The 14,515-nt window shown below is 64.2% G+C and carries 12 protein-coding genes; all 12 read right to left on the reverse strand.

The features are described 5' to 3' along the window. Positions 1-16: 16 nt before the first annotated feature. Entirely contained in the window at positions 17-1,657 is a 1,641-nt protein-coding gene (locus AC0QTX_RS10300; RefSeq protein WP_474603747.1) for an alpha-amylase family protein, read from the reverse strand. A gap of 11 nt (positions 1,658-1,668) precedes the next feature. Beyond that, positions 1,669-2,757 (reverse strand): SDR family oxidoreductase, encoded by a 1,089-nt coding sequence (locus AC0QTX_RS10305; protein WP_474603748.1) that lies wholly within the window; start codon positions 2,755-2,757, stop codon positions 1,669-1,671. A gap of 132 nt (positions 2,758-2,889) precedes the next feature. After that, complete coding sequence (locus AC0QTX_RS10310) at positions 2,890-4,677, reverse strand: thiamine pyrophosphate-requiring protein (RefSeq protein WP_474603749.1); 1,788 nt, start codon at positions 4,675-4,677, stop codon at positions 2,890-2,892. Positions 4,678-4,797: 120 nt separating this feature from the next. Next, the gene (locus AC0QTX_RS10315; protein ID WP_474603750.1) at positions 4,798-5,565 is read right to left on the reverse strand and encodes a TSUP family transporter; all 768 of its coding nucleotides are present in this window, start codon (positions 5,563-5,565) and stop codon (positions 4,798-4,800) included. Positions 5,566-5,568: 3 nt separating this feature from the next. Next, on the reverse strand, positions 5,569-7,572 hold the full coding sequence (locus tag AC0QTX_RS10320; protein ID WP_474603751.1) for an alpha-glucosidase: 2,004 nt from the start codon (positions 7,570-7,572) through the stop codon (positions 5,569-5,571). Between the two features lie 7 nt (positions 7,573-7,579). Next, a complete protein-coding gene (locus tag AC0QTX_RS10325) occupies positions 7,580-8,344 on the reverse strand; it encodes an SDR family NAD(P)-dependent oxidoreductase (RefSeq protein ID WP_474603752.1) in 765 nt (254 codons plus the stop codon). A gap of 12 nt (positions 8,345-8,356) precedes the next feature. Further along, positions 8,357-9,238: an SMP-30/gluconolactonase/LRE family protein gene (locus tag AC0QTX_RS10330; protein ID WP_474603753.1), complete on the reverse strand. Its 882-nt coding sequence runs from the start codon at positions 9,236-9,238 to the stop codon at positions 8,357-8,359. Continuing rightward, positions 9,235-10,098, reverse strand: a complete 864-nt coding sequence (locus AC0QTX_RS10335; RefSeq protein WP_474603754.1) for an aldose 1-epimerase — start codon at positions 10,096-10,098, stop codon at positions 9,235-9,237. The genes AC0QTX_RS10330 and AC0QTX_RS10335 overlap by 4 nt, the downstream gene beginning before the upstream one ends. 45 nt (positions 10,099-10,143) lie before the next feature. Continuing rightward, the gene (locus AC0QTX_RS10340) at positions 10,144-10,953 is read right to left on the reverse strand and encodes an HpcH/HpaI aldolase family protein (RefSeq protein WP_474603755.1); all 810 of its coding nucleotides are present in this window, start codon (positions 10,951-10,953) and stop codon (positions 10,144-10,146) included. 10 nt (positions 10,954-10,963) lie between these two features. Further along, positions 10,964-12,697 (reverse strand): L-arabinonate dehydratase, encoded by a 1,734-nt coding sequence (gene araD, locus AC0QTX_RS10345; RefSeq protein WP_474603756.1) that lies wholly within the window; start codon positions 12,695-12,697, stop codon positions 10,964-10,966. Positions 12,698-12,709: 12 nt separating this feature from the next. After that, positions 12,710-13,561, reverse strand: a complete 852-nt coding sequence (locus tag AC0QTX_RS10350) for a carbohydrate ABC transporter permease (RefSeq protein ID WP_474603757.1) — start codon at positions 13,559-13,561, stop codon at positions 12,710-12,712. A 5-nt stretch (positions 13,562-13,566) separates the two neighbouring features. After that, on the reverse strand, positions 13,567-14,505 hold the full coding sequence (locus AC0QTX_RS10355) for a carbohydrate ABC transporter permease (protein ID WP_474603758.1): 939 nt from the start codon (positions 14,503-14,505) through the stop codon (positions 13,567-13,569). Between the last annotated feature and the right edge of the window lie 10 nt (positions 14,506-14,515).

Here is a 14,515-nt window from a genome sequence, read left to right on the forward strand (position 1 = left end):
AAGCCGCTCCTCACATCTAACGTCTTTCGCCTTGGGCGCGAAACCAGCGATAGCCGTACCCTTTGAGGGAAATCGGATCTGAAGCGTCGCGCATGGCCCGGTCGTCCTGATCACTGAAGAGCGGCAGCAGCCGGCCGATTCCTTCGAGCGGCACCTGCACCTCGACGGCACGGTCCGCCAGATTATGAAGGATCAGGAGGGTCTCTCCCTGCCAGTCGTATCGCAGAGCGAGAACACCGGATTCACCTGTTTCGAGAACCTCGCACTTGCCCCAGCCCACCTCAGGGCATGCGCGCCGCGTCCGAACGAGCCGCTGCAGGGTGCTCATCAGCGAACCATCGAGATCGCGCTGAGCCGCAACGTTGACGCGCCTGTAGTCAAACGCTCCCGTCGAGACGACCGGGCGCACGAGACGCTCGGCCGGTCCGGTGGAGAAGCCTGCATTGGGCTCGTCGGCCCATTGCATCGGTGTCCTGACGGAATTGCGCTCCGGCAGGGAGAGATCCTCTCCCATGCCGATCTCATCGCCGTACCAGAGCACCGGCGTTCCGGGCAGGGCGAACATGAGGCTGAAGGCCAGCTTGATCCGCCGCTCGTCGCCGTCCAGCATGGGGGCCAGGCGTCTCCGGATACCGCGCTCATAGGCCTGCATCTCGGGCTCTGGACCGAAGGCCGCGAAAGCCTCGCTGCGCTCGGAATCCGACAATCGGCCGAGATCCAGTTCATCATGATTGCGCAGGAAGCTCGCCCACTGGCTTTTAGGAGGAATGGCTGGCGTCTGTGCCATCACACGGCGGATCGGCTCGGCATCGTTGCGGGAGAGCGCCAGAAACAGGTGCTGATTGAGCATGAAGTTGAAGATCATGTGAAGCCGGTCACCCGATGGCCCGAAGTACTCATCCACCTGATTCATGGTGATGTTGGCCTCTGCCAGGAGCATGGCTTCGGCACGACGCCACGACATGAAGTCCCGCATCCTGTCGAGATATTCGTGCGGGTCTTCCTTCGGCCGCTCCTCCTCCGGGACGCCACGATACTCGATCAGGAACGGAACAGCATCGAGCCGAAATCCGGAAACTCCGAGCTGCAGCCAGAAACCCATCACTTTCTCGATTTCCGCACGCACCTCCGGGTTTGCGATGTTGAGATCGGCTTGATGAGGATAGAAGCGGTGCATGTACCAGGCTTCAGCAACCTCGTCGTACGTCCAGGTCGTGTCCTGCACGCCAGGAAAGACAACACCTTCGTGGATGTTTTCAGGCTTCTCCTTCGACCAGACATACCAGTCGCGATAGGGCGAGTTCGGATCCCGCCGAGCCTCCTGGAACCAGGGGTGATCGATCGACGTGTGGTTCGCCACGAGATCGACGATGACCCGCAAGCCACGGTCATGGGCTGCATGCGTGAAGGCGACGAAATCTCCAAGAGTGCCCAGCCGGGAATCGACGGCATAGAAATCCGTGACGTCGTAACCGTTGTCGCGGTTTGGCGTCGGGTAGAACGGCAGCAGCCATATGCAAGTCGCTCCGAGGGCTTCGACATGGTCGAGACGGTCCGCGAGCCCTCCGAAATCTCCGACGCCGTCACCGTTCGAATCCATGAAGGTTTCGACATCGACGCAATAGATGACGGCGTTCTTGTACCAGAGATTGAGCATCGCGATCCGACCTAGCCGATCATGCGTGCAGCCCGTTCGCGGTCTGGCAGGCGCCGCTCAGGCTCTCCCGTTCGCCGCGCACCCAGACGCCATGCCGCTGTGAGTGCTCCAGCCACGCAACTGACAGCAACCGCCGCGAGGATGCCGCGCGCTGCCGTGCCCGAAACCGCCGGCACATACCGGCGCGAACGGGAGCCGAAGCGTCCCCTCGCTCCAGGGTCACCGGGCGGCGCGTCGAACAGGTTGCCGTCACGAGGCCTTGCAGGCTCGTCCGTCATCTGGCCCTCCCAGGCCCGGCGCGCCATCATGCGGTCGAGGAGTCCCGGCGCCACCATGTTTCCAAGGATCGCCTGGATCGTGGGGCCGCCAACCCACATCTCACGCGGAGCCTCTAGGGCCGCCCGCACGATCGCCTCGGCCACAGGCTCCGGTTCATGGATCGGCGGCACAGGCTGCAGCCTATGGGGCAAGTGACTGCGGACCCAGTCGAACTGCGGCGTGTCGACGGCGGGAAGCTGCACCATCGTGAGACGGATGCGACTTCCCTCGTGATGCAGTTCGCTCCGCAGGGAATCCGTAAAGCCGCGTACCGCGAACTTCGCAGCACAATAAGCGGATTGCAGCGGAATGGAACGATAGCTGAGAGCGGATCCGATCTGGACGATGGTGCCCCTGCCCCTCTCGCGCATGTGGCGGAGCGCCGCCAGGGTGCCATGAACCTGGCCTAGATACGTGACTTCCGTGACCCGGCGGATCTCATCTGGCGTCAGGGCCGTCACAGGCCCGAAAACAGACGCCATGGCGTTGTTGACCCAGATGTCCATGCCGCCCCAGGTGGAGACCACCTGCGCGGCTGCGGCGTCAATAGCCCCCGCGTCGGCCACGTCGGCGGCAATGACAAGCGCCCGGCCGCCTGCCTGCTCCACCTCCCGGGCCGCACTCTCGAGCCGCTCGCGGCCACGGGCGATCAGAGCGACCCGCCAGCCGTTTCTTCCGAACGCAACGGCGACCGCGCGACCCACACCGGCGGATGCTCCAGTGATGACGACAACCGGACCGTTCCGGCTGGACTTGTTTGCTGTCTCATCGACCCGATGCATCTCACGTTCACTCTCAAGTATGTTGGATCACGTGGGCATCCCTTACCTGCGAACGGATGCCTCTTCTGGGATAAGGGGCCTCCGCCGGGCGGGTTCCATCGAAGCGCCCCGGTTCACCGGCTGCCGGCTATCTCACTCCTTCGAGGGCAGGATCGAGCCGACGAGGCTTCGTGCCATATCGATGATCACGCTTCCTCTCTCCGGATCTCCTTTGGCGAGCGCTCCCATGAAGTGGCGGGCCTGCTTCAAGGTGATGTGAGGCGGCAGCGGCGGCACGTTGGGATCCGTCACCATGTCGAGGACGAAAGGCCTGTCGGCTGAGAGAGCCGTCTCCCATGCGGATCCCACCTGTTCCGGATCCTCGACCCTGAGCCCGCCGAGCCTGATCGAACGGGCAAAATCGGCATATGCGACATCGGGAAGCGCCTGCGAGGGCTCCCATTTCGGATCACCGGTCTGCACACGCTCCTCCCAGGTCACGTAGGCAAGGTCGCGGTTGTTCAGCACCATGACGACCAGCCGGGGATCGGCCCACCGGTGCCAGTACTTCGCGACGGTGATGAGCTCCGTCAGTCCGTTCATCTGCATCGCACCGTCGCCCACCAGAGCGATGATCGGACGATCGGGATGGGAGAACTTCGCCGCAATGGCATAGGGCACGGCGCAGCCCATGGTGGCCAGGGTTCCAGAGACCGAGCCCATCATTCCCCGCCTGAAATGGAGGTTCCGCGCATACCAGACCGACGCGGTGCCGCTGTCGGCCGTCACGATGCAGCGGTCCGGCAGGCGCTGCGAGAGTTCCATGGCAACCCGCTGCGGATTGATCGGATCCGCCGCGACCATGGCCATCCCGCGGACCTGTTCACGGGAGGCGGCAACGCTGGCCTCGATCGCCTCACGCCATGTGCGATCCGTTTTTTCGTTCAGGAGCGGCAGGAGGGCGGAAAGAGTCGCGGCGGAATCGCCCAGGAGATTGACCTCCATCGGGTAACGCAGCCCGAGCATCCCCGCATCCCGGTCGATCTGAACCGCGCGGGCTTGGCCCTCTTTCGGCAGGAACTCCGTGTAGGGAAAGCTCGACCCCACCATGAGGAGGGTGTCGCAGTCCTGCATCAGGTCCCAGCTCGCCTTGGTTCCGAGAAGGCCGATCGACCCGGTGCAGAAGGTCAGGTCATCGGGAACGACAGCCTTCCCGAGAAGCGCTTTGGCAACCCCGGCGCCGAGCCGCTCGGCGACTGCGATGACCTCGTCCGTCGCTCGCAGGGCGCCTGCGCCGACCAGGATGGCGACTCTCTCGCCTGCGTCGAGCACCTCCGCCGCCCGGGCCAGAGCCGCCCCATCCGGAACGACCGGCGACAGCTCGATGCCGACCCCGGAATGAGTCATACCATGCTCATGGGTCGGCTGTTCCATCGCGGCGAGCTGAAGATCGTTCGGGAGAATGATGCAGGTGACCCGACGCTCGCTCTTGGCGATCCGATAGGCCCGGTCGATCAGATGCCGCACCTGGGCGGGGGAAAAGGCCGTCTCCACGTAGGCGCCGGCCACATCCTTGAAGAGGGACTGGAGATCCAAGTCCTGCTGATAATGCGACCCGATAGCCGTTCGGGCCTGCTGCCCCACGAGCGCCAGCACCGGCTGATGGTCAAGCTTGGCGTCGTAGAGGCCGTTCAGGAGGTGGATCGCGCCAGGACCGGAGGTTGCGATGCAGACGCCGACCTCGCCTGTGAACTTCGCCTCGCCGCAAGCCATGAGGCCTGCCATCTCCTCGTGCCGAGCCTGGACGAATTCGATCGCCCCGTCCAACCGTGCAAGAGCGCTGATCAGTCCACCGATCCCGTCGCCGGGGTAGCCATAGACCCGGCGCACGCCCCATGCCTGCAAACGCTGCCAGATGAAATCGGAGACGGTATCGGCCATGACGCTCTCCTGTCAGGTTCCAACCGTCAACCTCCGTCGCATCAAGAGGGTTGCATCCCGGCGGCTACGGATCCCGCCGTGCCAACTCCCCGCGATCCACAGGCGGAGCATGTGCAGCCATCATGAGGCTTCCAGGAGGTGGATGACGGCAGGCGCTCCGAGCGAAACGCCCGAGAGGAACAGCAGGATGAACACGATGCGGCGCATGGTGGCCGCCGACACGGGAGGCGGCCAGCGCCGCGCCGCGTAGGTCGCACCCATGACCGCCGGAATGGCTAGAAGTCCTGTGAGATTCGAACCGGATGGCAGATCGCCGGAGAACACCACGAGGCCGATGCGGAAGACGGCGTTGAGCGCAAAGACGGTGACGAGAGTTTCGCGGACCTTCACCAGGGGCATGGGCTGGCGGTAGAAGTGATAGACGAGCGGCGGCCCTGCGGTTGAGAACATCCCTCCCATGAGGCCGGCAATCGCGCCGAAGAAGAGGAAGGATCCGTCACCTGACTGCTTTGCAAGCGGTTCCGGCTTTCGCGCCAATTGAAGGCTCGAGACGATGATCACGAGCCCGAGGATCAGGCGCAGGACATCGGCCCTGGTTCCGGCGAGCCATTCCAGCAGCCAATAACCGACGAAGAGCATCGGGATGCTGGCCGCCATGACGAAGCCGAACTCGCGCCACGCCACGTCGCGCCAGCCCTTCAGGAGCATCTGAGTGGCATTCACCAGCGTCAGCACGCTCACGATCATGGCGGCATCGGGCAATGACAAAAGACCTGTCAGTCCGACACCTCCCATGGTGATCAGGCCGAAGGCGAAACCTGTCAAAGTCTGAGCATAGGCTGCGGCACCAGCCAGCAAGAGAAAGCCCATGAGCTCCGCAATTGACATTGCTCAGAGATTCCTCAGGCCAGCGAACAGCTCAGCGAAGCCTGAGCCAACACGGTAGAACACAGGTGGCTGGCCGAAGGGTGCCGGTACGGTCACGTCTCTTCCGCCTGCGAAAGTCTCAGCCGTCCAGACGTGGACCCATTCCGCCCCCGCAGGCAGGTAAGTGCTCCACTCGGTCTTCCCGGCCTGAGAGACGGGAGCCACGAGCAGATCGGCGCCATAGAGGTAGGCATCCTGGATGGCATAGGTGCGGGCATCGCCTTCGAAATGCAGGAACAGCGGCCGCTGCACCGGCAACCCTTGCGCAGAGGCCTCCGCGACAAGGGACTTCAGATAGGGAACCAGATGCACATAGATCTGCGTCATCCTGGCGAAATGGGTCAGCACCTGCGGGTCCTGATCGATCTGCAGGTTGTCGCGCGGGCGGTTGCCCTCATGGGTGCGCATCACAGGCGTGAAGGCTCCCATTTCGGCCCAGCGCATGATGAGCTCCGCCGTGCGCACGTTGCCGAAGAGGCTGGTGTAGCCGCCGATATCCGAGTGATGATAGGCATTGCCGAGAAGTCCCGACGAGAGTGCGCCCGAAATAACGGTCACCAAGCCGTCATGGCGGGTGAAGTCGACCGACTGGTCGCCCGCCCAGAGCAGCGGACAATGCCGCTGAACGCCCGTGAACCCGGCTCGCATGAAGAACAGGATCTCGCCCGTCTTTCCCCTGCTCTCGACGGCGCGGGCATTCACCTCGGCCCAGAGCGTCGGCCAGGCATTGTGCATGACCCTGGCATCGATGCCGTTGGCGAGCTTCACGTCGATGGGAAGGTATTCGCCGAAATCGGCCATCCAGCCGGAGAGCCCGTAATCGATCATGTTCTGGCCGATGACGCGCTCGGCGAACCAGGCGGCGGCCTCCGGGTTCGTGAAGTCGACGACGCCGCAATCGAACTCGCCGAAATCGACGAGAGCCGTGTTGCCGTTCTCATCGGTCGCAAAATACCCTGCAGCCTCCGCCTCCGGAAACAGAGAGCCGTCAACGGCGAGGTAGGGATTCACGTAACCGAGGAAGCGGATGCCGCGATCCTTGAGTTCCGCGATGTGCTGCCGCAGCGCCGGATAGCGATCCTCGTTCGCCTTCCAGTCCCAGAAGAGACGCGCGCCGAAGGAGGTGTGGCGCAGCCCCACCCAGTCCTCGCACCAGAGGCCGGAGACCTTCGTGCCGGCTGCGATGATGCGCTCGAGCCGGTCGAAGGAGCTGGCACCGTCCTTCAGCCCGATGATCGCCCCTCCATAGACCCATTCCGGCAGCGGCGGCTGACGGCCGAAGCGCTCGGCCATCGCCTCGACGAGGGCAATGAAGGTCGGGCGAGCGGTCAGCTCGATCCGTTCCGGCACGGCCCAGATCTCGATCTCATGGAAGTCACTGCGGCGAAAATCGAAGGCCGAATAGGCACTCGTCTCCACATGCAGCGCATAGCGCCGGGAGGAGAGATATGTCGGTTGCGGATAGTTGGTGTTCCAGTAATCGCCGCCCGACTTGCCGGTGACATCGGCCTTGAAGGTGATTTCGCTGGTCTTGTCGCGGCCCACGCCGGGCTCGGAGGTCCAGAGGGGAAACCGCCGCCCGCGCATGTCGAAATACGACATCTGCTCGCCGCCGCCCCAGACATGCTCCCCCTCCTCCGCCGCCACGCGGAGCCAGAGCCGGTTGATCGCAGCATCAGCGGACCGGAACGCGATGGCGGCGTTTCGCTCGTCACACGACAGCTGCAGAATCAGGCGAGCCAGCTGACCAGGTGCCGCCGAGAAGGCGATCTCTGAACCGGACACGACGGCATGCGCCAGCGGCGTGCGCTCGACGACATAATCCTCGATATCGAAATTGCCGCGATACATGTCCATGCGCGCATCACCCTGGCCGACGAAGAGGCACGGGGCATCGCTGCGGTGGCGCAGGATCAGCCTGCCGTCAAGGACGAGGTCGAAGCCGTCGGAAGTCGTCTGGATCTTCATGACAATCTCAATTCTGCGTCAGACCGGCATCGACGATGAAGTTGGCACCCGTGCAGCCGCCGCTTTCGTCGGATGCCAGGAAGAGCGCCATCCTGGCCACATGGCTGGCATCGAGCCTGAATTTCAGCGCTTGAAGGTCGAGGAACTGCTGGTTCAGCTCCGGGGTCAGCCAGAGCTGTTTCTGCCGCTCGGTGAGGATCGCGCCCGGCACGATGCAGTTCACCCGGATGCCCGCAGGTCCCAACTCGCGGGCGAGCGTGCGCGTCATCCCGTTGATCGCTGCCTTTGCGGTGGTGTAGCCGACCATGCCGGGGCGACTGCGCATCCACGAGATGGAGCCGAGCATGATGACGGATCCGGTACCGCGCGCGGCCATGCTCTTGGAAATCGCCTGCGTGGCGAAGAACTGGTGATCGAGGTTTAGCGCGAGCATGCGCCGCCAGTAGTCAGGCTCCACCTCGGCGATGTCGTGCCGGTCGTCCTTGCCGGCATTGTTGACGAGAACGTCCACCCCGCCGTGATCGCTCTCGATTCCGGACAGCGCCTCGCGCAGGGCTGTTATGTCAGTCACATCACAAGGATAGAAGCTCGCGCCAGTCTCCTCGGCCAAGGCCTCGCCTGGCTCCATCGCGATGTCGATGAAGGAGACGCGCGCGCCTTGCGCAATGAAGGCCCTGACCATCTCCTCGCCGATGCCGGATGCGCCGCCGGTGACGACGACGGATCGGCCTGCAAGGGAGCGGTAATGAACGGTTGAGTAATCGAACGACATGGCAATGCAGCCTTAAGCGGAAAGATCGAATTTGTACTCGGGCAGCCCCGGCACCTCGACCGGCATGGCGAACAGGCTGCCGGATTGCGGATAAGCCCTCAGCTCGTCTTCGGAGCGGCCGGTGCAGGCGGATGTCACGTACAGCGTCTTCAGATCGGCGCCGCCGAAGCAGACCATGGTAGGGCATCGGGCCGGAACGGAATACTCGGCCAGCAGGCGCCCGTCCGGCGAGTAGCGCTGGACCCGTCCGCCTTCGAACAGGGCGGTCCAGTAGCAGCCTTCAGCATCCACCGCCGCCCCGTCCGGGCGGCCTCGGTCCGTTTCGGTCGGCTGGAGACCCACGAACAGGGTCTTGTCCGTGGCCTCGCCCGTCGCGGGATCGTAGGCGTAGCGCCACACCGTGAAGGTAGGCGTGTCCGAGTGGTAGAGGCTTCGCCCGTCACGCGAAAAGGCAACGCCGTTGGAGGTCAGAAGGCCGGAGGCCAGGGTTGTGAGCCCTCGGGAATCGTAACGGTAGAGATTCGCCTTGCCGCCATCCTTGGGCTCATCGATGGTGCCGGCCAGGAATCGTCCCTCCGGATCGACGCGCCCGTCGTTGAACCGGCTCGTGCGCTGGTCCTCCGGATTGTCGGCGAGCTTCTGCGTGCGCTTGCCGTCGGCGTCGAGCAGCCAGAGGCCCGAGCGGAAGCCCGCGATGAAGCCGCCGCCTTTCCTGAACCCGATGCACCCGATCTCCTCCGGCATGGGAAAGGTGCGGTGTGCGCCTGTCCCAGGCTCGAAGCGGTGAAGCGCCCTGCCCTTGATGTCGACGAAGTAGAGCGCCTGCTCCTCGACCGACCACAGGGGGCACTCACCGAGTTCGGCCCGAACGTCCAGCGCGACCGTAAGACTCACGACATCACCTCCACGTCGAACCGGACGTGCGCCATCAGGCGTTCGCCAGTCTTGAGGACCTTGAGACCGTGACCGGCCGGGTCGGGCCTGCTGATAGCGTCGTTCATGTGGCTGACAGGCTCCACGGCGAAGAAATCACGCCCCGTGGGGACATACACCACGAGATGGCCGAAAAGCGGATCGGCCTCGATGCTCAAGGCGATCTTCTCCTGAACATAGGCGATGCGCGCCGTGCCATCCCATCCCGAGAAGCAGTTGTCGAGACGCGGCTCACCCAGCTCACGCATGGCCGGGTAGTTCCACTCGTCAGGAACGGGGCTGGCGTCCATCGGCAGCGAATCCTCGCCGTTCGGATAGACGCGCTCGGCTGCAAACTGCATGCGGACACCAGGGCGTTTTGGAAAGAACGGATGCAGCCCCAACCCAGCCGGCATCGAGCGATGATCTTCGTTCTCGAGCGATAACGTGAGCGTCAATCCATTCGGGGACAGCTCGAAAAGCTGCTCGGCGCGGTAGGCAAAGGGCCAGCCCCTCGCCTCCTGACCATCCGGGCGGTGATTGAGCGCAAGACGGCAGCGTGCATCATCGATTTCCACCACCTGCCACGGTTTCTGCCAGGCGTTGCCATGGATGGAATGCGGATGATCGCCGAAGTTAAGCGCCAGCCGATGCTCGACACCCTCGAACGAGAAGCGCCCCTGGGCGATCCGGTTGCTGTAGGGAACGAGCGGATAGCAGCTGGTCTGCCGCACCAACCCGTCGCGCAACGCCTGCTCCGGTGTTTCCCGCATCAGCGTCACGTCGCCATGCCGGAAGCCCGCGATGGCGCCCCCGATGGATGGCGCCAGATCGAGCCGCAAAGCACTGCTCCTGAGCGTGACGATCAGGATAACCTCCTCAAGGCTTCAATAGGCTGCGGCGGGTGCGGCGGGAGCCGGGGCAGCCTCGCCCCTGAGAGCGCCGAGCCATTCGGAGGCGCGGCTCGTCATCATGGCGATATCGGAAGCCACCGCCACGTAGCTGTAGCCGTAACCGATGAAGCGGCCCACCATGTCGGGATTGGGGCCGACGATACCGACAGGTTTTCCGGCCTGCTGGGCCATCCTGGCGGCCTTCTCGATCAGCGCCTGTACGTCCGGGTGCGCGATGTTGCCGATATGCCCCATGGCAGCGGCAAGGTCGCCCGGCCCGACGAACAGGGCATCGATTCCGGGAACGGCCGCGATCTCCGGCAGCCGCTCGATCGCCTCCGGCGTTTCGAGCTGGACGATCACCGCGACTTGGTCATTAGCACGCTTGAGATAATCCGCCGCGCGGCCAAAGCGGGAGCCGCGATGCACCGCGGCCACGCCGCGTACGCCCTCGGGCGGATACTTCGCGTATGAGACGGCCTGACGCGCCTCCTCCGCATTCTGCACGAAGGGCAGCATGATCGTCTGGGCGCCGGCATCGAGCACGCGCTTCACGAGCACCTGATCGTTCCAGGCAAGCCGCACCACCGCATCGGCCGGCGTGCAGCCGATGGCGCGCAGAATGTGTGCCAGATCCGACACTTCGATCGGCACGTGCTCCATGTCGACCACGAGGAAATCGAAGCCGCTGTAGCCCATGGCCTCGGCGGTCGCAGGAGCGGCCGCCATGAGCCATGTGCCGAGCGGCGGCTTGGGTCCCTCGCCCTTCAGCCAGCCTTTGAAGCGGTTCTCGATGCTGATCATGACGAAGCCTTTAAAAGATTGACGGCTCGGCCACGAGGCCGCGCGTGGACAGGAAGTCGAAATCGCAGCCCTCATCGGCCTGGGAGACGTGGCGCTGGTAGAGAGCCGCGAAGGATCGCTCGTAACGCAACGCCCCCGGCTGCCACTCGGCGCGCCGGCGCTCCAGTTCCTTCTCATCCACCCGCATGTCGAGACGCCCGGCTTCGACATCGAGCTCCACGAGGTCTCCCGTCTTGAGGAGGCCGAGGGGCCCGCCGACTGCCGCTTCCGGCGCCACGTGCAGGATGCAGGTGCCGTAATGGGTGCCGCTCATGCGCCCGTCGCAGATGCGCACCATGTCGCGCACACCCTGTTTCAGCAACTTCTTCGGGATCGGCAGGTTGCCCCATTCGGGCATGCCCGGCGCACCCACGGGGCCGGCATTGCGGAGCACGATGACCGTGTCCTCCGTGATGTCGAGATCGGGGTCGTCGATGGTGCGGTTCATCTCGGCGGGGCTGTCGAAGACGAGGGCCGGCCCGACATGCTTGAGGAATTTCGGATTGGCTGCCGAGGACTTCATGACGGCGCCGTTGGGAGCGAGGTTGCCGCGCAGCACCGCCAGCGTCTTGCCGCGCGCGAGCGGCAAGACCGGGTTGTCCTCGCCCCGGATGACCTCATCGTTCCAGCACTCGGCCCCGGCGATGTTCTCGCCGAGCGTCCTGCCGTTCACCGTCATCGCGTCTCGGTCGAGATGCCGCTTCAGCTTCTTGAGCTGCGCCAGAAGTCCGCCTGCGAAATAGAAATCCTCCATCAGGTATTCGCCCGACGGGAAGAGATTGGCGCAGACCGGCACCCGGCCTGCCATGTCGGACATGTCGTCGAGGGTGAGATCGACGCCGGCCCTGCGCGCCATGGCGATCAGGTGAACGGCGGCATTGGTCGAGCCGCCGAGGGCCATGTAGGCGACGAGGCCATTGCGGAAGCTCTTCGCATCGAGGAAGCGGGATGGCTTGAAATCCTCCCATATCATCTCGATGATGCGCTCGCCGCAGGCCGAGGCCATGCGCGGGTGGCCGCTGTCTGCGGCCGGAATCGAGGACGCGCCCGGGAGCGTGAGCCCCATGGCATCCACAATGGACGTCATGGTCGAGGCGGTGCCCATGGTGTTGCAGGTGCCGATGGAGCGTGTCATCCGGCTCTCGAGATCGACCCAATCATCCTGCGTGATGTTGCCGGCGCGAAGCTCGTCCCAATACTTCTTGGTGTGGGTGCCGGCTCCGGTCTTGTGGCCGCGCCACTGTCCGTTCGACATGGGTCCCGCCGGGCAGTAGATCACCGGAATGTCCATGCTGATCGCCCCCATGAGGAGGCCGGGCGTAGACTTGTCGCAGCCGCCGAGCAGCACGGCGCCGTCGATGGGATGAGAACGCAGGAGTTCCTCCACCTCCATGGCGAGGAAGTTGCGGTAGAGCATGGTGGTGGGCTTCACCATCACCTCGCCGACCGACAGGGCCGGCAGCTCAACCGGGTATCCGCCCGCCTGCCAGACGCCGCGCTTCACCGCATCGGCGCGGTCGCGCAGGTGCGAGTGGCAGGGGCTGAGCTCGCTCCAGGTGTTGACGATGGCGACGACGGGTTTGCCGAGGAACTCCTCCCGTCGCAAGCCCATCTGCTGCGTGCGCTGTCGATGCGCGAAGCCGCGCATGTCGTCGGAAGCATACCAGCGTTGGCTCCGCAGCTCTCCGATCGTTCGGCGTGTCATGTCAGAATATCCTTATCCCTTGATGCCGCCGGAGGTCAGGCCGGACACGACACGCTCCTGGAAGATCACGATCAGGACAGCGACGGGCACGATGCCGACGACGAGCGCCGCAGAGATCACTGGCCAGGGGAAAGCGAATTCACCCTGATAGAGCGTGATGCCGACGGGAAGCGTTCGCAGGGCGGGGTTGGAATTGAACGAGAGTGCGAGCAGGAATTCGTCCCATGCGTTCACGAATGCAAGAATTCCTGCCGTGAACACGCCCGGTGCCGAGAGCGGCACCACGACCTTGAACAGAGCGCCGATGCGGGTGCAGCCATCGATCATGGCGGAGTTCTCAAGATCGCGCGGAATGCCCTCGAAGAACGACACCAGGATCAGGGTGCAGACCGGCAGGCTCAGCACCGTGTAGGGCAGGATCAGGGCCACCCAGGTGTTGAGGAGGCCGAGCGCTCGCATGATCTCGAAGAGCGGCACCAGCAGCGTGACGAGCGGGAAGGTCGACACCGCGATGATGGCCGACAAAATGAGGTCCCGCCCCCGCAATTGAAGCCGGGCCAGCGCATAGGCGGCGAGCACGGATATGAAGAGCGTCAGCGCGGTGGAGAGGATCGCCACCATGAAGCTGTTGAACAGGAACAGCAGCAGGGGCTGGTCCGTGAAGGCACGCAGATAATTCGCGATCGTCGGCGCATGCGGCAGCCAGGTGATCGGCTTCACGGTCAGCTCGGCTTCCGTCTTGAGCGACGTGAACAGGATCCACAGGGCCGGGAACATGCCGTTCACGACCAGAATGAAGCCGATCAGGATGCGCAGGGGCTTGCCGGAGAAGATCGAGCGGCTGGCGGTCGTATCGTGGCTCATCGCTGTCACCCCTTGGTCCGGATCATGCGCAGGTAGACCGCCGTCACGGCCATGGAGAGGACGAACATGACGACGGCGAGAGCCGAGCCGTAGCCGAGATCGAGGAAGTCCACCGTGTTCTGGTGGATGTACATGGCGAGCGTCGCAGTGGAGGTGCCCGGACCGCCACGCGTCATGGTGAACGGGATGTCGAACGTCTGCAGCGCCGTGATGGTGCGGAAGATCAGGGCCACGACGATGGCTGGCTTGAGCAGCGGCAGCGTGATCTCGAAGAACTGCCTGAGGCGCCCAGCCCCATCCACATCGGCCGCCTCGTAGAGGGAGCGCGGAATCGTCTGCAGGCCGGCGAGGATGATCAGCGCCATGAAGGACGAGGTCTTCCAGACGATCGTGAGGCAGATCGCGGCGAAGGCCCAATTGGCCGAGTTGAACCAGATCACGCCCTCGATGCCGAGGTGGCGGAGCACGTCGTTCACCACGCCGTATTCGGAATGGAAGAACCACGCGAAGATGAGGCCGGCGAACGAAAGCGGCAAAGCCCAGGGGATGAGAAGCGAGAGGCGGACCGGCCATTTCACGTTGAACGGCAGGTTGGCCATCAGGGCGAGAGCCAACCCGACGAGCAGCGCACCTGGAACGGTGATGAGCGTGATGAGCACCGTGTTCCAGGTCGTTTCCCAGAACACCGGGTCCTCCAGCATGAGGCTGTAGTTCTCAAGCCCGGCGAAGGACGCGGGCAAGCCCGAGGTGAGCGACAGATTCTGGAAGCTGGTCCAGATCAGCCGGCAGACCGGATAGACGATGATGAGCGTCAGCAGCAGCGCCGCCGGCATCAGCAGCAGCACGGCCAGGGTACGCTCGCTCGGGTCGAGGAACCGCGTCCACCACTTGGTGCCGCTCTCGTTGGGCGTGGTCACTAGGGTCGTTTCGCTGGCCGTTGCCATCGTCATCATC

The sequence above is a fragment of the Microvirga sp. jy35 genome (assembly GCF_056148915.1).

Excerpts from the sequence above, each read along its gene's own strand:
- AC0QTX_RS10340 (WP_474603755.1), bottom strand. The coding sequence starts at position 10,953 with ATGATCAGCATCGAGAACCGCTTCAAAGGCTGGCTGAAGGGCGAGGGA.
- AC0QTX_RS10310 (WP_474603749.1), bottom strand. The coding sequence starts at position 4,677 with ATGGCCGATACCGTCTCCGATTTCATCTGGCAGCGTTTGCAGGCATGG.
- AC0QTX_RS10350 (WP_474603757.1), bottom strand. The coding sequence starts at position 13,561 with ATGAGCCACGATACGACCGCCAGCCGCTCGATCTTCTCCGGCAAGCCC.
- AC0QTX_RS10300 (WP_474603747.1), bottom strand. The coding sequence starts at position 1,657 with ATGCTCAATCTCTGGTACAAGAACGCCGTCATCTATTGCGTCGATGTC.
- araD (WP_474603756.1), bottom strand. The coding sequence starts at position 12,697 with ATGACACGCCGAACGATCGGAGAGCTGCGGAGCCAACGCTGGTATGCT.
- AC0QTX_RS10315 (WP_474603750.1), bottom strand. The coding sequence starts at position 5,565 with ATGTCAATTGCGGAGCTCATGGGCTTTCTCTTGCTGGCTGGTGCCGCA.
- AC0QTX_RS10325 (WP_474603752.1), bottom strand. The coding sequence starts at position 8,344 with ATGTCGTTCGATTACTCAACCGTTCATTACCGCTCCCTTGCAGGCCGA.
- AC0QTX_RS10305 (WP_474603748.1), bottom strand. The coding sequence starts at position 2,757 with ATGCATCGGGTCGATGAGACAGCAAACAAGTCCAGCCGGAACGGTCCG.
- AC0QTX_RS10355 (WP_474603758.1), bottom strand. The coding sequence starts at position 14,505 with ATGGCAACGGCCAGCGAAACGACCCTAGTGACCACGCCCAACGAGAGC.
- AC0QTX_RS10320 (WP_474603751.1), bottom strand. The coding sequence starts at position 7,572 with ATGAAGATCCAGACGACTTCCGACGGCTTCGACCTCGTCCTTGACGGC.